At 41.2% G+C, this 19,878-nt stretch carries 14 protein-coding genes; 1 reads left to right on the forward strand and 13 read right to left on the reverse strand.

Features of this window, described 5'->3' with window-relative positions; translation table 11 throughout:
• Positions 1-84 precede the first annotated feature (84 nt).
• A complete protein-coding gene (locus tag K0625_RS01150; RefSeq protein WP_220107981.1) occupies positions 85-1,935 on the reverse strand; it encodes a DUF885 domain-containing protein in 1,851 nt (616 codons plus the stop codon).
• A 123-nt stretch (positions 1,936-2,058) separates the two neighbouring features.
• On the opposite strand from K0625_RS01150, the gene K0625_RS01155 reads away from it, so the two are divergent.
• The gene (locus K0625_RS01155) at positions 2,059-2,568 is read left to right on the forward strand and encodes a diguanylate cyclase domain-containing protein (protein WP_220107982.1); all 510 of its coding nucleotides are present in this window, start codon (positions 2,059-2,061) and stop codon (positions 2,566-2,568) included.
• A 46-nt stretch (positions 2,569-2,614) separates the two neighbouring features.
• Here K0625_RS01155 and K0625_RS01160 read toward each other — a convergent pair whose 3' ends face one another.
• From K0625_RS01160 to K0625_RS01215, 12 genes are all read right to left on the reverse strand, one after another.
• Positions 2,615-3,874, reverse strand: coding sequence for a tetratricopeptide repeat protein (locus K0625_RS01160; RefSeq protein WP_012325681.1), 1,260 nt, complete (start codon positions 3,872-3,874; stop codon positions 2,615-2,617).
• A 2-nt stretch (positions 3,875-3,876) separates the two neighbouring features.
• The gene (locus K0625_RS01165; protein ID WP_012325682.1) at positions 3,877-4,497 is read right to left on the reverse strand and encodes an energy transducer TonB; all 621 of its coding nucleotides are present in this window, start codon (positions 4,495-4,497) and stop codon (positions 3,877-3,879) included.
• A 1-nt stretch (position 4,498) separates the two neighbouring features.
• Complete coding sequence (locus K0625_RS01170) at positions 4,499-4,903, reverse strand: ExbD/TolR family protein (RefSeq protein ID WP_220107983.1); 405 nt, start codon at positions 4,901-4,903, stop codon at positions 4,499-4,501.
• Between the two features lie 14 nt (positions 4,904-4,917).
• Positions 4,918-5,445 (reverse strand): MotA/TolQ/ExbB proton channel family protein, encoded by a 528-nt coding sequence (locus K0625_RS01175; RefSeq protein ID WP_012325684.1) that lies wholly within the window; start codon positions 5,443-5,445, stop codon positions 4,918-4,920.
• Positions 5,445-6,800: a MotA/TolQ/ExbB proton channel family protein gene (locus tag K0625_RS01180; protein WP_065188527.1), complete on the reverse strand. Its 1,356-nt coding sequence runs from the start codon at positions 6,798-6,800 to the stop codon at positions 5,445-5,447. The genes K0625_RS01175 and K0625_RS01180 overlap by 1 nt, the downstream gene beginning before the upstream one ends.
• Entirely contained in the window at positions 6,800-7,582 is a 783-nt protein-coding gene (locus tag K0625_RS01185) for a DUF3450 domain-containing protein (protein WP_220107984.1), read from the reverse strand. The genes K0625_RS01180 and K0625_RS01185 overlap by 1 nt, the downstream gene beginning before the upstream one ends.
• Positions 7,583-8,472: 890 nt before the next feature.
• Positions 8,473-8,724: a hypothetical protein gene (locus tag K0625_RS01190; protein WP_220107985.1), complete on the reverse strand. Its 252-nt coding sequence runs from the start codon at positions 8,722-8,724 to the stop codon at positions 8,473-8,475.
• Between the two features lie 15 nt (positions 8,725-8,739).
• Positions 8,740-9,006: a hypothetical protein gene (locus K0625_RS01195; protein ID WP_220107986.1), complete on the reverse strand. Its 267-nt coding sequence runs from the start codon at positions 9,004-9,006 to the stop codon at positions 8,740-8,742.
• Positions 9,007-9,068: 62 nt separating this feature from the next.
• Positions 9,069-11,963, reverse strand: coding sequence for a TonB-dependent receptor domain-containing protein (locus tag K0625_RS01200; protein ID WP_220107987.1), 2,895 nt, complete (start codon positions 11,961-11,963; stop codon positions 9,069-9,071).
• A 728-nt stretch (positions 11,964-12,691) separates the two neighbouring features.
• A complete protein-coding gene (locus tag K0625_RS01205; RefSeq protein WP_220107988.1) occupies positions 12,692-15,430 on the reverse strand; it encodes a TonB-dependent receptor plug domain-containing protein in 2,739 nt (912 codons plus the stop codon).
• Positions 15,431-15,994: 564 nt separating this feature from the next.
• A complete protein-coding gene (locus K0625_RS01210; RefSeq protein WP_220107989.1) occupies positions 15,995-17,203 on the reverse strand; it encodes a porin in 1,209 nt (402 codons plus the stop codon).
• Positions 17,204-17,433: 230 nt separating this feature from the next.
• Complete coding sequence (locus tag K0625_RS01215; protein ID WP_220107990.1) at positions 17,434-19,857, reverse strand: DNA polymerase II; 2,424 nt, start codon at positions 19,855-19,857, stop codon at positions 17,434-17,436.
• Positions 19,858-19,878 lie beyond the last annotated feature (21 nt).

A 19,878-nucleotide genomic window follows, 5' to 3' on the forward strand; every position in this document is an offset into this window, starting at 1 on the left:
ATAAACCCAGCCAGTATATTGATAAAAGCTGGGTTTAAAAAGCACTAAAAATGAAAGTCTGTGTAAGTTATAACTTAATCAGTGCTATTTTTGCGTTTCGATCCAATCGTGAATTTTAGACTCCATCACCGCCATAGGGAGTGAGCCTGAAGTTAAAATTTGATCATGGAACCCTTTTAAATCAAATTTATCCCCTAGAGCCTTTTCAGCCTCCGCTCTCAAAGATAGAATTTTAAGCTGACCCACTTTATAGGATAGGGCTTGACCAGGAATAGCCATGTAACGCTCAACTTCGGCTACAATATCTGACTCAGCCATCGGCGAGTTATCTTTCATGTATTGGATAGCTTGCTCACGTGTCCAACCTTTAGAGTGCAAACCTGTATCCACAACCAGACGCATCGCTCTGAGCATCTCATCTGATAACTTACCAAAATACTGATATGGGTCGCTAAATAGTCCCATCTCAATGCCTAGGTACTCAGCATACAGGGCCCAGCCCTCCTCAAACGCGGTGTAACCACCAAAACGTTGGAACTCAGGTACACCTGTTAACTCCTGTTTTATAGCTATTTGAAAATGATGGCCAGGCGCAGCTTCATGTAGCGAGAGCGTCGTCATGCCCCACTTTGGCTGAGCCTTAAGGTTATATGTGTTGATATAAAATACCCCTGGACGAGAACCATCGACTGCTGGAGACTCATAGGATGCACCCGCAGCTGATTGCTCACGGAAGCTCTCGACAGGCTTAACCACATAGTCAGCTTTTGGCATGACGTTAAAGTACTTAGGCAACTCTAGGTTTATTTTATCTTTTATCTCCATATAACCGTCAATCAAGCCTTGACGCTCGGTAAAGAAATATTGAGGCTCAGATGAGAGTGAGGCAAAAAATGCCGTTAAATCCCCCTCAAATTTAACCTGCTCACGTACTTTATCCATCTCGGATAGGATACGCTTAACTTCACTGAGTCCAATCTGATGTATCTCATCAACCGGCATAGTGGTGGTCGTATGCGAGTTTGCTAGATGCTGATACCAGACCTTACCATTGGGCAGTCCCCACCAACCATCCGTTCCCCTAGCGACAGGAAGATAAGTTGTAGCAAAGTACTCCTTCAATGATGTAAGCGCCGGTAACAGCTCATCACGGATAAGAGCTGTATATTGCGCAGTTAACTCCTCTTTTTGAACTTGAGTAAAGCTATCAGGAAGATTATTGATAGGCGCATAGAAAAGACTGTCGCTTGGCTTATTCACGAGCTGAGCTTCAAGCTGAGGAATAATTCGCTCTACTAATACTCTCGGTAAAACAACTTTACTCTTAATTCCTTCATCCATACGGACCTGAGCAAGCTTAGTCCAAGCGATAAAGCCTGAAAGGCGAGAAGCCCAATTCTGATAATCCTTTACAGTGTTAAAGGGCTGAGCACTCTCTCCGCTACCGAGCTGAACCATGCTGATCACAGTGCTATAAAATTGATTCATCGGCATAAAACGATTCGGGAAGGTCTCATCAACCAAGGCGATGTTTCTGTTATAAGCAAACATATCATAACTAAGTTGTAGCTCAGCTGAGAGTTGACTACGGTCAATCTCTTCTACCTGTTTAAGGTAACGAGTATTCAGATCATGACGCGCTTTTAAATACTCCTCTGTCAGATCTCCACCAAATTGATCGTTATAGTCATTCACACCGACAAAGGTAGCCATAATAGGCTCTAATTTAAGGTTATCTTTAAAGAATTGATCGACTAAAGCAAGGTAGGCTTGCTGCGCTTCTTGCTGAGCATCTTGAACGGATGCCTTCTCTCCCCCTTGCAATTCAGGCTCAACCGCTGGTGAAACCGAATTATTTGTTTTGTGTTCACTATCGGAACAGGCTGTCAAACTGACAACTAGACCTATTGAAATCGCAAGTAATGTTTTCTTCATCTACCTAATCTCTCTCTTATTCTGTGCAAATACGTGTTATTTTCTATACTTATTAGCAAAAGATACTAATTTAAGTCCGATTTACCCCTTAAAGCTCTGTAGGTATGGGAAAGGAGTCAACCAATGATCTATTCATTTCGAAACTCAGGTTTCAGAGATCCTGAAACAGGCGTCTATAACCAGACTTACTTTATGGAGGTCTTCAATCGAGAGTGGCATCGCCATATTCGAGAACACCAAAGTTTAGCCTTATTGTATCTGTGCCCGCACATACATGAAACCGTTAAGCAACCTCATTTACTTGAATTCTTTATGAAACAGGTTCAGGAAGCCATTCTCAGAACAACTGATCTTGTCGCCAGAATGGATAATGATCATTTTGCCTTGGGATTATTTAACATTAATGAGGACGGTACTAAGGTTGTGCTTGAACGAATAGAGCAAAAAATAGAGGCATTTAATTTAGAATATGGAAAGCAGCACACTAGTCATGTTGATTTTGAGCTTGCTGCTTGTGTCTGTTTACCTGAGAGAGATCTTAGTATCGAACTACTTTTTCAAGATGTAGAAAAGCTGACTCATGAGTTAGAGATGGAGCAAAGCAAACATATAGATCTTAGGTTGCTACAGTAAATAAAAAAGCCCCTTACGGGGCTTTTTAGACTTTATCTACAAATACTTATAATTGTACTTTGTAAATACGAGCCTTCTCTTCGATATAGGCTAAGTAGCTCTTAGCTGTGCGAGCGGTTTTCTTATCTTTAGCTGCAAGCTTACAACGCTGATAAGCTGCTTTGTACTGCTTAGTACCAAGATAAGCCAATGCTAGTTCAAATTGAACTTCACCAGCATTAACACCACCAGCATCAAGTGCCTTTTTAAGCACTGGGATCGCTGATTTATACTTCTCTTCAAGAGTCAATAAACGCGCTTGCTTTAAGTAAAACTTTCCGCTGTTATTAACAGCAGCAGCTTTACCATAGTAATAAGCGCCCTCTTTTAACTCTTTAGCATTATGATAAAAACCAGCAAGGATTGAGAGTGTTTTCTCATCCTCTTTAATCAAACCAGACTTTAAGTGCTTCTCAAATATCTGAGCTGCTCGGTATGAAGACCCTTTTTGTGCAAGAAGCTGAGTCAAACGAGTGATGTTACCCGCAGTCTCCAAAAAGCCATTCATATAAGCCAGATCATAAGTTGCAAGTGACTTAGTATAGTCCTCAGTCATCAAATAAAACTGAGCTAGCTGAACCCAAAGACGTTTATCGTCTTGGAAAAGCGGGACCATAGTCTCAAGTACTTTCACTGCAGCAGGGTAGTTTTTCTGGTTAAAGTAAGCCGTTAACTTCATCTGATAGAGACCTTTATCAGGCTTATCAGAGATAGAAAGTCCCTTATCGGCTACTTCTAGTACTTTTTTCCAGTTCTTCTGCTCAGAGTAGGCAATACCGATACGGCGGTAGACTTGAGCATCCTGTTTACAGGTAAACTCCATCCACTTGTAGTATTGAGGAATAGACTCTTTAAACTTCTTCTCCTGGATCAGAAGATCAGCATAAAGCCTAACCGTCGCAGCATGATCAACACCACCTAAGATATCAGCTTCAACCGCCTTTTTAAGATACTTAATTGCTGTTCCCATTTGAGATTTTTCAGCATAAAAGTTACCCAACATACGGTCGATATAGGCCTTATCAAAGTCATTCTTAGCATTAACTTCAAGCAAAATGGCGATAGCTTCATCGACATTTCCCTCTTGATAAGCTGCAAATGACTTCCCGACCTTTTTAGCTGCACTTTGACCTACCGCTTTTGACTTTCTAAGGTCAATAGGACATTTTTCTGCAGCGCTTACTGAAGGCACTATTGATAAACTACCACCCACAGAGAGTAATAAAGCTGCCGCAATGCTTGTCGTTTTTAAACTGACTTTTGCCATCTTTATTTGCCTCCCTTATCTAAGGTGAAATCTAGCTGAACAGTCATGCCTGGTTGTTTAAGTGCTTTGCCATCAACAATCTTAGGCTTGTACTTCCACTTTTTCAGTGCACGTCTAGCTTCTTTGTTAAAGAGACGTTTAGGTTCAGCCTTAATGATTTTGACATCTTCAACACCACCAAGTTCATTAATAGTAAAGCTAAGTTGTACCCAACCCTCTTTACCATCACGTGCTGCAGCTATCGGATACTGTGGTTCAATACGAACGATTGGAGTTGCATCTCCATCGCGCGTCATCATGTTCCCAAGCTTAAATCCAGTATTTGCACTACCTGCGGCAACTCCACCCATGTTAAATGACATATTAGTATCTATGTCAGATGAACTATCTGGTGGCGGAGTATCCGGCAGAGGTGGCTGTTCTGGCGGCGTTGGTGGCTTAGGTTTTACCCTAGGCTTATCCTGAACTTTCGTATCCTGCTTATCCATACTGATCTCGATAATAGGAGAATCAGTTTTGGTGTCGGCGCGTTTAGCGCCGCCACCGACCAAGAAGGCCATGAAAACAAACAGGGCGAAAGTAACAGCAGCACCTAAAATGAGTGATACTATTCCTCTCAGCATATTAATCCTTCCCCGCTGAAACCGAGATCTTATCTATTCCCGCTTTCTTAACGCTATCCATGACTTTAATGACCAGACCATGTTCAGCTTCTTGGTCTGCTTCAATCAAAACAGCCGCTTCAGGTGCTTCTGCCAGCATACGCTCGACGTTTGCTGTCACTCGCTCGATGTCAACCTGACGGTTTTCCATCTTAATAACACCTGTTTTACTCACACCAATAAAGATGTTGGCTGATTTTTGTTGTGTCGCAGTTGATGCTTCTGGTTTCTTATAATCAAGTCCAGACGGCTTAATAAACGACGTTGTTACAATAAAGAAGATAAGCATGATAAACACGATGTCGAGCATCGGGGTCATATCTACTTGTGCTTCATCATCTACACTTGCATGCTTTTTACGTGCCATGTTCAATACTCTCTCTAGTGGTGTGGCAAGCTATCTTTTAGCTTTTCTAAACTGATTTTCATTTTTGCGTCAAGGCGAGTACTAAAGAATACTCCGGATAACGCAGCAACCATTCCTGCCATAGTTGGCATGGTCGCCATTGAAATACCAGCTGCCATCATACGAGCATTACTCGTACCATGAACTGCCATCACATCGAATACCTGTATCATACCGGTTACGGTACCTAGTAGGCCTATCATAGGACAAGCGGCTACTAACGTTTTGATAATCAGCATACGAGCATTCATATCTTGTTTCGCTTGGGATACCCAAGCTTCACGGATGCGGTGTGCGTACCAAGAGGTAGAATCCTCTCTATCATTCCAAGCGGTGATAATGCTTTTATGTGCTTTTGGCGCTATTAGATTTAGATACCAAAAACGTTCAAGCATCAACACCCACATTAGAAATAACACTGCCGCTACCAACCAGAGGACGTCGCCCCCCGTGGCCATGAAGCCCCTGACGGAATCCCAGATGTCCATCAGGTATAGCATCATTATGCGTTCCTCTTCTCAGCGTGAGCAGCAACAATACCAGCGCTCTGCTCTTCAAGAACCTGAACAACTGACTTGCTACGAGCAATAACAATCGCATGCATAAGCATCAATGGAAGCGCTGCAACTAGACCTTGAACAGTCGTCATTAGTGCCATAGAGATACCACCAGCCATTAGACGTGGATCACCTGTACCGAATAACTGAATCGTTTGGAAGGTTGCAATCATACCCGTTACTGTACCAAGTAGGCCCATCATAGGTGCGATAGCTGCAAGTACCTTGATAATAGAGATACGAGTTTCAAGTGCAGGCGTCTCTTTAAGAATAGCTTCATCAAGTTTCAACTCTAATGTCTCAACATCAACATCTTTGTTTTCTTGATAAGTCTTAAGAATACGTCCAAGTGGGTTATTACCTGGCTCTTCAAGATTCTTACGCTGAGACTTAACTTTAGCACCTACAAGATAAAGCGTAATTAGACGCTCGATAGAGATTAGAGCACCGAGAATAAGTAGACCGATAATGATGTAACCAATTGGTCCACCTGCTTCGATACGCTCTTCAATCGTTGCCTTCTGAGTGAATACACTTAATAAAACACCGCGTGCAGGGTCAACAAAAAGCTTTTCATAACCAGAAGTAGTAGATGTGAAGTTCTTAACACTTGATACTTGCTCGCCACCAGGTTGCTGTGAAAGCTCCTGAATTAGACCAAGATCTGCGTTATATACAACATACTTACCATCAGCAAGTAGGTTATAAGCACCAACACGTGTCACAGTAGTGTTATGTACGCCGCCATCAAGACCGGTAACTGAACCATCAAAAGTAACGACTTTTCCAGACTCAGCCATCTCAAAAAGTTGGTCTTCCCAGAATTTTTCAAGCTCTTCGATTTTTGGAAGCTCCTTACGAGCACCAAGTTCAGCGATAAACTTATCACGACCAGGATATTGAGCAGTCACGTTAGATGAAGCTAGCTTACCAGCAAAATCGCCAGCCTCGCCTTTAACAACACCAAACATCTCACCCAAATCACCTTGAGCAATTTTACGATCTTCCTCTAACTGAGCAATTTTGCGCTCGTTATCAGCAAAAGCCTGAGTCAGATCTTTACCGCGTTGCTCTTCAGCAGCAAGTGCCGCTTTTTCACGCTTAAGTAACGCAGCTTTATCACCACGCTCAGCACGAAACTCAGCTTCACGGTTTTTATTTGTTTTAGCTGCTGTAGCACGTTCAGACTGAACCTGTTTAAGAAGCTGATCAATGCTTTTAGGAGCATCGGCAGCACTTACCATACCGGCAGTTAAAGATAGAGTTGCAGCAACGATAGCTGTAGAGATAAACTTTTTCATTATTGTGCAGCCTCCGCAGCAGGAATTGGTAACGCGAACATATCTGGAGCGCCTTGGCCACGAGCCTGTTTAATCGCTTTATTCAGGTTACGTAGGTAACCATCAGATAGTTGATCCCAACCTTTAGAGTCAGCGTTGTACATCCAAGCTTGTTTTTGATCTTGGCTTTGAGCGTAAAGAGCTACACGACCGAAGTTAAGGAAATCAACTAAGATCTCTTTACCATCAAGCGCAAGCTGACCTGTTTGTGCATTCAACTTTGAACCGTATTCGCGCTCGATATTGTATGCATCAAGAATCAAACGGTATTTCTCAGCCAATGTAACTTCAGCTGTATTGAGTGTATTTCTTAAGCGTTCAACTCGAGCATTTCGAGCTTCAAGGTTAAATGGAAGATCTAGGGCAATAAACTGCTCCAGCGCATCAACCATTTTAAACATAAGAGGAACAACGCCTTGACGTAGTTTGTCAACGCCGTTGATATCGTCTTGGATCAGTTTCATCGTTGCTTCTTGGTCTGCAACTAGGCCTGCAACGTAATCGTTGTATGACTTTGTTGATTCACGAGTATCTGCAACTTGAGCATATTCAAACGCCATGTCTTGCGCTTGATCGTAATACTTATCGACTTTCTTCTGAGATGTTGCTGCTTCAGCATGGATCTTGCTGTCAGCTTTTTGAACGTTCGAAAGGGGATCGGCAATCACTAAGTTACTGCCGGCTAAGGCTAACGCGCCTACGAGCGCTGTAGCGATTTTTGTTTTATTGCTTACCTTGGACATAGTTCCCAACCAATTTGAAGTAAAATTAAAAAGCTTAACTTATTAATAACATAGGTTTCTGCTTATATTTGCAAGAATCCCCAGCTGCTAAGTACGTCTTTCTCTTGTGATTGTTAATTATTATCTTATTTTTCTACGCCAACTAAGGCGTAGCACCGATGGCATCATTTCACAAAATGTTGACCTGTGTCAACATTTGGAAAGCGCTAAAACTAGTAGAAAACAAGCTTAAAGGATAGAAAAGAAGCAAAGAGAGGTTTTTTAGATAAGTAAGTAAATATAAAAACAACAAATATATAGAGTAAAGATTTGACGCCCACACTCAACAACCTGAAAAAATTGATTATTTTAGTGAATAAGTAAAAAAACAAGACTTAACATTTGCGTAACAACATGGTTGTACCAGTAGATTTATTAGTATGTTATCTGACACATAACTTACAACAAGATAGCGAAAAATATACAAGTATTAAATTCGACACTTCAAACAAAGATTAACAATAGCATTTGTAGATTATTAATAGTGGTTCAAGCTTACAGCCCCTCACTCTCGCAATAGACTCGACTTCTCTGTCTCTGGTATCAAAAATATTTATCCGTGTTCTTTGAATATTTAAAGAGCTACAAAAACTTAATTTAACAAGTTTTTACGCAAAGCATGAAAAACACAACCCCATAAAAATCAATGATTTAACTTAAAGATAATTAGAAAAAAAATGAAATAGAAATATGAAAGTTAAAAATGAATACACTATAATATTCAAGTACTCAGGTTTAATAGGTAAAGCAGCCTCCACCTCTGAGTACTGAACATTATAGTAAAAAGCTTGAAATTATTAAGAGAACATATAAACACCGCTTCTTTTCATACTCTCCTTAATAAAATGGACCTAATTACCTAAAGTCATACCCGTTTTTTGCAGTTTATTCAATGAGCGTTCGGCATCAGCTTCATCCTTGGCTCTTTGCTGTGCAGTTCGGCAAACCTTAGTCTTCTTATTAGAACCTGTTCTTGCCATCATCTGACAACGAATTCCAGTGTCAACCAGCTCTCCACCATCTGAACTCTGACTTTTGAACATGTCCTGTGAAGACTCACAGCCACATAATACAAAGAAAAAAATAAACAATAAATATTTCATTCCTCTACCCCCACTTTACTTTGGCAAACCGCCTTCTTTTGGAATTGTATAGCCTGTTCTTTGCTTTCTATTAAGCGAAGAATAAGCTTCCTGCTCATCTTTCTTAATCTGCTCTACTGTTCTGCAGACTTTAGTCTTCCTGTTACTACCAGTCCTTGCCATCATCTCGCACCTGATCCCAGCATCGACTAATTGACCTTCAGCACCTTGTGACTTAAACATCTCTTGTGATGATTCGCAGCCAACTAGGACAAACAAAGCTAAAACTAAACAATACCTCATACCTATCTCCTTGGTTAAAAGTAAAAAGGGCGCATTGCGCCCTTTTGTAAAGTTAAATAATTTTAGAACTTAATCCCAGCTCTTAAGTAAACAGTTCGACCAATAACGTCGTAAGTCGACACATCTGTGTTTGCTCCAAATGCTGAGTAAACAAAAGGTGGTTGTTCATCAAATAAATTATCTACACCAGCAGTAATTGTTAAGTGCTCAGTTGCAGCATAATTAGTCTGAAAATCAACAACTATATTTGAGTCTACATCTCTTTCAAAAGGATCTGTCCACCAACCAGACTCCGTTTCAACAACACTGCTAATATAGCGAGTGATCAAACTTGTGTCGAAATCTGAGATAGACCAGTTAACAGTAAAGTTCGTTTTTAGTTTAGCGAACATACCATCATGATTTGACTCAAAACGGCCTACATGATCAATTACAGATCCATCAGCAAGCATCTTGTCATATTCAAGTAGATATGTACCGTCTAAACCTAAGCCCCAATCACCGAAACCTGATTCGAAGGTATAACGTAAATCATAATCAATACCAGCAGTATCGATTCCACCAACGTTCACTGTGTAGTTATCTACGGTAATAATACCCCCAGCAGCGGGACTAGTCGCTCCGAAACGCGTGATCGTATTACAGTATTCGCCAGAGTTAAAGCAACCATCTAAACGAGTTTGAGTCCCCACTGTAGAGATCGCATTCTCTAGCTCAATCTTCCAGTAATCAACACTCATTGAGAAGTTTTCAATGAAATCTGGGTTAAATACAACACCAACAGTTAATACGTCAGCAGTTTCTGGAGTTAGATTCTCAGTACCACCCCAGTTATCTGAACCACCACCGTTTGTTGGAATTTGCTCTACACCACCAGAATCATAGCCATCTACAGGAACACCTGTTGCGACACAATTAGCCCAATTAGGACTCGCTTTTATCGCTGCATACTCCGAAGCTGAATAGAAATTTCCATCACATGGATCAATAGCTTCAGGGAAGCCTACTGACGCTCCACCAAAGAGGTCAGATGTTGTTGGTGCTCGGAAAGCTTCAGATAAGGTAGCTCGTACCATCAGAGTCTCTACTGGCATCCATTTGATACCTAACTTACCGCTGGTATTAGTACCAAAAGTACTATAATCCGAATAGCGCATTGCAGCTTCAAAATCCAGCATATGTGCCATAGGAGCGTCGGCCAAAATAGGTACAATCAACTCACCAAAGAACTCTTGTACATCATAACCACCACTGGTACCAACCGCAGAGCCTGCAGTAGTAATCCCTTGAAGAATAAGAGAGTCTGGAGTGTATGAGCCAGACTCTTTTCTCTGCTCCCAACCAGCAGCAAACCCTACGGAGCCAGCTGGCAAGTCAAACAGATCGCCCGAAACAATTGCTGATAGAACTTCTTGCTTGTTCTGACCCGTTTCAGTTGTATTGTAATCACCAGAGATATATTGCAACATCTCAGGAGATATCTCATCTGCCGTACCTGGAGTTCCAAAGATATTTAATGGAACACAACCGTCAATAGTAGCGCCTTCAGCATCTAAACATACAAGCTGAGAACCGTTGGCATCGACAATAGCATCACCATTACCATCAACAATTAAGTTTCCATTTGCATCTAGCCAACCAGTTGGACCTACTGCTTCAGCAACGCGATCTAGGTTAAAGTAACCAGCAGCTTTTTCAACAGAATCACTTTGACCCCATACATATGAAACTTCCCAGTCCCACCCGTTTTCTAAAACACCATTAAATCCTACAGCTGTACGGAATGTTTTATAATCACGCTCATTAGCTCGACCACCAGTTTCTAGCATACGGCGACGCCAATCATCAATCACATAGGCATTACCATTTGCATCTTTTGGCCCCATTTTCTGGTTGTAATAGTTATTTGGCGAATAAGGTGCTGGTGAACCAAAGAAAATTAAAGGCGCTAATGGCTCAGGGGCAATAAGTCGATTACCCGTAGTCTGCACATAATTGGCCTCTGCAAATGAGTTGACTTCACCTAAGAAACCAAACTCACCCAAAGTGTAATTTGAAAAAACAGAAGCGTAGCGACGCTTACTTGGTGTTTGGAGGTAGTTTACAGGGTTATAGTTATATGAATCAGTGGAGCCGTTATACGCTCTCCAATCCCCAAATTCTGGACCACGAGTAACTCGACCATCAGCAGTATTAGCATTAACCCATGGTGGCGCAGAAGATCCACCAGGCTCAGTGTGCCCATCTTCATAAGCTCTTAACTCAAACTCAGAAAAATCACGGTCTCCCATGAATGCATCACCTTGATCGCTATAACCTAGAGCAACAACAACATTACCTCGATCACTCGCTGCACCAAATGTGACATCGACGCCCTTAGTTACGGCATCGCCTTTATCACTGCCGCCATAATTTAACTTAATCTCAAACCCTTCAAAATCATCTTTTGTAATGATGTTTACAACACCAGCAATAGCGTCTGAACCATATGTTGCAGATGCGCCATCTTTCAAAATCTCAACGCGTTTAACAATCGCAGTTGGAATGGTATTTAAATCAACAGAAGAGTTTGCCCCTCCACCACCAGCAACAACACGGCGACCATTGATTAAAACAAGAGTACGTTCAGAACCAATACCGCGAAGTGAGAAACGAGTACTTGAATCACCGCCGTTGTTAGTTTGAGTGTTAGTTGCAGCACCAGCAGAGGATGTTAGATTCTGAAGAAGATCACCAACGTTATTAACGCTCATTTTCTCAATCGATGCAGCATCAATGGTTGTGACCGGATTTGCACCTTCCATGTCAGTTCTCTTAATTCGAGAACCAGTCACTTCTATACGCTCAACAGTTTCTTCATCTGCCGCATAAACAGCTGGTGCAGTAAACGCCGCAGCGGCTGCACCACTAATTAGTGCAAAGCGCACAGAATTAGCGAGTAGGCTATTTTTATACATTATGTATCTCCCTGGACTTATATTATATTTTATTGAAATGAAACCAATTAAACACCCAAAAGATGTTGCAATTAGCCTCACTTACAAACAAATAAAACACAACATAAACATTTAATCAACATTCAACATCCAAATGTAACCCTGCACTCATATCTTGACGCAAAGAAATCTGTACAATAAATCTGCAGCTCAATTTAACAAAACTCCCCAAAGCAACAGCAACCTAACATTCCCCCTCCTCACTTAATTATTCAAGATAACGCCCATAATTTTAACTGCATAAGTGGACATTAGTCACAACTACAATAAATATGCAAACATAGTGAATAAGCAACAGAGCGATAATGAGGAGTATTTAACTTTTAATTTAGGATTATCTTTACAACAAGAGCTAATGAACACAGAGGAATATTTTTTATTCACTTAACAAGCAAATAACAACAAGTTATCTAAACTGAGTTGTTACGGGGAGCTTATACAGACCTGACAACCCAAATTTAAACCATTTAGGAAAGAATTGGCTTGATTTTCACCCAACACAAAAGAGTTATAGGAAGATAAGCTTCTACGGAATGTAATTAAAAGTAGCAAAGTAGAAAAAACTATAAAATGATTACAAGTAAAAAATCCACCTTCTGAAGAAGGTGGTTTAGGGCTGAAAATAAAAAACCCAACATCAAAAGATGCTGGGTTTTAGTGGTGTAACTATTATTTTGTATTACTAATGATTAAAACTTCACGCTAGCAGATACATAGTATTGACGACCAGTCAAACGGTGAGACTGAATCAAGTATCCGTTTGTACCATTACTTACATATGGTGGTTGCTCATCAGTCAAGTTATTAATACCACCTGACAATGTTATGTTGCTGAAGTAGTATGATGCATTAATATCATGGTACAGCATAGTACCAACACTGTTAGATAAGTTTGTTTCAATTGGAGCATAATCATCTACAGAGCTTTGGTAATGCATGTTGTAGGTCACAGTCCAATCATCCGCAGAGAAACTAGTTCTGAATGCTGCTTTCCACTCAGGGAATGAACCTTTACCACCATTTGCAACATCATTACCGTAATAGCCAGCTAGTGATGTTTTCTCAAGTCCTGCAGCTTCAAGGTGCTCAAGAGTAAGCGCTCTTGTACCTTCTAAGTTGAAGTCTAAAGTACCATTTGCAACATCAAAAGCGTAGTTAATATCAAAGTCTATACCACTAGCATTGAAGAAACCTAAGTTTTGTGTAGATAAATCAACACCTGATAAGTTACCTAATGAGTTACGACGCTCTCCACCTTGTTCACCGTATGCTGCAGGACCTTTAATCTGGTCACACATTGGAGAGGAGAAGTTCTCACTGTTATAACACTCAGTCGCAATAGTTCCCATACCAAGAGAGCCAATAACATCTGTGATTTCGATGTCATAGTAATCTAAAGTTACCGAGAATCCTTCTAGGTAATCTGGAGAATATACAACACCAACACTTAAGCTAGTTGATTTTTCTGGACCAATATCTGGGTTACCACCAACCCATGCACTAGCTTGGTCAGTAATTGGACTCCAATCTGGAGCTAGGCCATCGGCAGCACAGTTGGCTTTCAAAGTAGCACTTGCGCCTGCGTTTGTACCGTAGTTCTCACATGGGTCACTATAAGATGTAGCAGAGTTTGCGCGAGGCGCAAATAATGTACTGATACTTGGTGTTCTGAAACCTTCAGAAAGACTACCACGTACAAGAATATCATCAACTGGACGCCACTCTAAGCCGAACTTAGTTGTCACTTCATTATCTTTTATGACACTAACATCGGTATTACGCGCTGCCACTGTAAGGTTGACACTTTTAGCGAAAGGTAAGTCAGCTAAAATTGGGAAGTTAAGCTCTGCATAGTATGCATCAGTAGAGTATGCACCTTCAGTACCTTCAGCACTTACACCATAGATAGCTCCTAAACCAGCGGCTCCATCAGGAGTAGATACGTAACTAGTAGTTAAACGCTCATAACCAGCAGCCCATGAGATTGGACCAGCAGGTAGTTCAAGGTCACCAAAGTCACCAGCAAGGTTAACTTGTAGCTGAGTATCTTCACCCTTAGAGTTACTTGTCATTGGAACAATGATCCAATCTTGCATCTCTTGAGTCAAAGTATTTGATGCAAATGGGTTCCATACGCCAGGACACTCATCGTTTGCAGCACATAATTCAGGACTAGTTAAGATACCAGCACGCTCTTGATGAACTCGTCCGCCTGCATTTGTATCTGTACGACGCTGAGAACGCATATATGACACATCCCAGTACCATTCATTTGCAAACTCACCGTTGAAGCCCATAGTTAAGTTAAACTCGTTAACTTCACGCTCCCATGTACGTCCACCCGTTTCAGCTAAACGGCGATAAGCATAAGCCGTTTCACCTAAATCGTTACCAGGGTTTGTTGTTGGAACTTCAACCCCCCAGAATGTACCAACAGGTGCCATTTGTTGATTTGAAATACGGTTTGTATAAGCAGCTTCAGTGAAAAAGTTTACTGTAGAGAAACCTTCATCAATTAACTCATAGTTTCCTTGTGTGAAAAATGAATGCTTTTCAAGTGGCTGGTAAAGAATACTAAGCGCAGCATAGTTAAATTTATCTTCATCTGTAAGTGGACGAATTCCACCATTACCATCTAATTGGCCAAAACCATGTGAAGGGCTCCATGCAGAACCAGGCATTGTTGTACCTGAACCACCACAGACTAAGCCATCGTTATTTCCATCACCATCATTATCAACTTCAGATGGAGGACACGATGAGAAATCACGCTGTGAACCGTAGATAGCTTCACGAGTTTCATAGGTTCCTGAGAAAATAATGTTACCTTTATCACTGCTTGTACCAGTTAAAAAGTTAACACTCTTAGTTTCACCATCACCTTCGCTTGATTGTTGGTAACGAACATCAACTTGTGCGCCTTCAAAATCATCATTAGTAACAAAGTTAACAACACCCGCAATAGCATCTGAACCATAAATAGTAGAAGCACCATCACGCAAAATATCAACACGCTTAACAGCAGCCATTGGAACTGTTGAAATATCGCCACTGTAACGGCGACCATTAACAAGAACTAGAGTACGAGTATCACCTAAACCGCGAAGGTTCATGGTCACAGTACCAGTACCACCATTGTTAACGTTTGAACCATACTGGCCACCGTTTGCTAATGGTAAAGCTTGTACGAATTGCTCAAGCGTTGGAGCTCCTGAAGCCATAATATCTGCTGCAGTAAATGATGTTAAAGGAACTGCATTTTCCATATCTGTACGTTTAATACGTGAACCTGTTACAGAAATACGCTCAACATCTTTTGCTTCTTCTTCTGCAGCAAATGCTGCTGGAGCACTAATTACTGCCGTCGCTGCTGCACCACTAATTAGTGCAAAGCGCACTGAATTAGTTAGAAAGCTATTCTTATACATTATGTTTCTCCCTGGACTTATTTTTATTTTATTGAAACAAATCTACCCTAGCGCTTACAAATTGTTACAAGTAGACTTATTTACAAACAAATGAGACCACAATAGAAACATTTAATCAACATCGCGCAATGATTTTTTAACAGTGAAAATGCTAGAGCGGTTACTTTTCAAGCAAGAAGACAATAAAGGAAGAATTTTTTGGGGGAGCTAATTGCTCAACAACTTGACACAACAAACCAAAAAAACCAATAAATAGCCATAAAAAACAGTGGAATAGAGAAAATCAAAAATAGCTTTATTAGTGGATAGTTATCAATAAAATACTAAAATTAATGATAAATATTGATAAGCCAATATTTTTAGATTTATTGCCATATACGAGTAACATGTAAATAATGTTATACATTCTGTTACAGCTTAATGTTAATGATTAGACATTTACTATGTTCGATATATGTAATGGGAGAGAGAGGATCTAAATTTGTAATTACAATAAGTAATTCAGTTGATTATTAGATACAAAAAACGCCCTAAAAAGGGCGTTTTATAGCGTTTCTGTTCAGATTAAAGTGTGTATCTGATACCGATAGCGACACCATCTTCTTCAGAGATAGACATTCTGGCTTCTTGAGCTTTATCTGCACTTGTGAAGTCACTAAAATCTTTACGTGCTTCAACATAAAGCACTGTGTTTGAGTCCCAAACATAGTGAAGGCCAGCAACAACGAATTGACGCTTAAACACATCATTAGGGTCAACATTGTTTGGTTGAATGACATAGTCACTACCAGCATCTAATACGTTGTAAGAGATAAATGGACGTAGGCCGTTTTCAAACTTGTAAGAGAACAGTGACTCAATACCGTATGAATCTTTGATCAGACGACCTAAGTTATCAGTATCGTGGTTTTCATTCTTGTTGAAGTTAGCTGCTGCGTAGAAACCATCTTGATCGAAGCTGCCCCAAGTAGCACCGACACCATAGATAAGATCTGTGGCAGTGATCTGCTCACCGGTGTGGAAAGTCACATCAAACTCACCGCGGTTAACACCCGCAGTTAGCGTTAACATGTCAGTAGCTTGATATGTGATAGCACCACCGTAAGTGTAACCATAGTCCACCTCTTGTGACTCATCACCTTCATTCCAACGCTGCTCACAATCGGTGCCTAAACCAGATATAGATTCACAGGTATAAAAGGTATCATTTTTCAGCTGAGCTTGAAGTGCAAAGCTAACATCACCAAATGAGTTACGGTATTGAACAACTTTATCACCGCGACCAGTACCGTTTACGGCACCGTCTGCTTTATTGTATGTGTAAGTACCAGATGCATTACCATCCCATACAAAACCATAGTTGGTGTTGTAAACCACGTCATACCATGCGCCCCACTGCTTACCAATGGTTAGCGTTCCGTATGTATCATGGCCAAGACCAACGTAACCAAGACGGTTGTTTAGGAAATCACCACTTTTAGATTCAAAGTTACTCTCACTGCTATAAACAATTTCACTGTTACCAAATGGGTTTACGCCCCACTCAAGTTTAGTGAAGGCTTTCCAGCCATCGCTCATTTCGCGAGTAAAACCGAAGTTGATGCGAGAAGCACCGTTAACCACTTCTGTCTCACCTTGAGTATTGATGATACGCGCATCGACATAACCACCGATCTCTACTGCGTTCTTGTCGTCTTTATAGATCTCGATAGCTGAAGCTGTCGGCACAAATATAACGGCTGCTAAAGCCGATGCTACTAACGTTTTTTTCATCTGTTATCTAACCTTAATGTTTCCAGTCTGCTTGGTTTTTGTTTTAACCATTCCGTTGTTTTATTTCTATCCTATTTCCTGCCGAGATTAGCAAAGGATCATGTCCCTCTCAAAGCATAAAATGACAAAAACCCAGCCTTTTTCACGAGAAATATCCAAAAAAACTAACAAGCAGCACGGATTTCACCAACTGATAACATTAAACACGCAAAACATTAAGAAGCACTCCACTATATTAACGTCAGCTGATTTGAGTTCATGCTAGAGAAACTTTCTCCCAAAATAGTAAGAATGGGATCAGCTATCGGCCCCAATTGCCGCTCAATATAGTATTGATAGTCAATATTGGATTTTCTGTACTCCACAGGTTCAGCACCATTGACTGTCATTAAATAATCAATTTGTGTCCCTCTCTTAGATAGGCTCGAATTACCAGATAACTCATATTGGATCTGCGCCGCTTTAACATGTGGTGAAGATTTGGCCTTGTAATCACTAATATCTCTGCGAAGTTTCTTTGAAAATATAAGCTCTGAATCAAGCTTTCCTGACTGTAGCTCCTCTACGATACTTTGCAAAAACAACTTCACATCCTGCTTGGAGAAGAGGCGATAATACAGTGACTCTTGAACTCGCCTTGCAAGTGGACTCCAATCACTTCGCACCTGCTCCATCCCTTTAAATACTAATTTCAGCTCACCACTTTGCTGAGTGTAGGCACCAACATAACGTTTCTTAGACCCCTCAGTTGATCCTCTTAATGTGGGCATAAAAAACTGTTCATAATGGGACTCATATTCAAGCTCCAAGAAACACTCAATATTCATTGAGCTTGATAATCTTTCCTGCCAGTGAGTGTTCACCATCTCTACCAAGCCTTTAGCAGCCGTATCAGCATCGACCTCAAGCGGATCATTTCCCAACCAGACAAAGGTGGAGTCAGTATCACCATAGATAACCTTATACCCACACTCCTCAATCCAAACCTTAGTTTGTTTCATGATCTCATGGCCCCTTAATGTAATGGAGCTTGCTAATCTGGCATCATGAAATACACAACCTCTTGAACCTAATACCCCATAAAGCGAGTTCATGATGATCTTAATCGCCTGAGACAGCGGCGCATTACTCTCCTTTTTTGCCAACTCTCTGTGCTCAGATAAAGTTTTAATGAGTTGTGGCAGTATAGGGTTATCTCGACTAAACCTTCCGCCACGAAAACCTGCAACGGTATCAGATTCAGGAAGAGACAAGCCTTGAACTAAACCCTTAGGATCAATAAGAAAGGTACGAATAATTGAGGGATACAGACTTTTAAAATCCAGCACAATTATATTTTGATATAAGCCAGGAATAGAGTCCATCACATAGCCACCAGGGCTCTCTAGCCCTTGACTGGTCGCCATGGCTGGCGCGACAAAACCTGCACGATGCAGATGCGGTAGATACAAGTTATTAAAAGCGGCGACCGAGGCCCCTACTCTCCCTAGCTCTAACCCAGTTAGCTTAGAGCGCTCAATAGCAAACTCAAACAGCTCAGTATGGTTAAAGATGTCCCACACGAGTCTGCTATCGGTCAAGTTATAGTGTGCAAGCGCTAACTTATCATGCATAAATAACTCGGCTATCTCATCAACACGGTGCTCAACACTATGAATAGCCTTGCCCTCATCAAGCAAGGTACGAGATACAAATTCCAAGGAGAAACTATCAAAACGATAAAATGCGGCTTTAAGCCAATCGATACCATCTAATACGACTCGCCCGGGCAATGAAAGTGACTCAGGCCTGAATTTATCGGCAACTTTCCAGCCTAGCTGCTCCCCTCCTCGGCCAATGGGCAATTTTATCCCTAGCTTTTCAGCTCGGCGAAACAGCAGAGCAAGGTCAAAGGTCACCACGGCCCAACCGATAATAATGTCGGGATCATAATCATTAAACCACTCAACCAAGGCGAGAATGAGTGCTCGTTCATCTTGCACCCACTCGACATAAGTTGCCGCCTTACTTTTCTCATCGGTCTCAGGCAATCTACTATCCACTATAGTGCTTGCATCCCCCACCATAATGACTTTCTCATAGGGCTGCTCGCCATTCACCCCATATAAACCCACAGAATAGAGCTCTCCGTCAAAACTACACTCAAAATCCAATGAAATAGCATCAAGCGAGATATCAAGTTCAGCTTTACGAGCGCGCTCAGCCATAAAAACAGGTAAAGCATCAGTTGAGGGATTTGATATAAACTCGCCAGAGAACTCAACATCCAGCGCGATAAACCGTTCAATTAAATATCTGTGTTCAGGGCGAACATCAGATTCATAAAGTGGGATCCCAAGGTCAACACCCGCTCGGGTCAAGTTCCGATAGTTTTGCCGTGATTGACAGTAAAGTGCAGTTACGCTCTGAGATTCAAAATTCTGGAGAGTCAGCGCCTTGGTTCTCACATAACCTAATCCTGGCGAAGCGAGCAGCTTATCAACGCTGGAGGTTGCACAGAAACAGAGAAATTCAGCATTCGGCACCTTCACTAACACAGGACCATCTGATGTTTTAATATAATAATGCAGACAAAGAGCGCCCGATTGTTGCACCAGATGCCGTGATAGCACTCTGCCTTTAACACTCGTTGGAGGGGACTCTTCTCTGCTCATTACTTATACTCACTATGAAAT

Origin of the sequence: Shewanella nanhaiensis, assembly GCF_019457885.1 — a bacterium.
Taxonomy (GTDB): Bacteria; Pseudomonadota; Gammaproteobacteria; order Enterobacterales; family Shewanellaceae; genus Shewanella; species Shewanella nanhaiensis.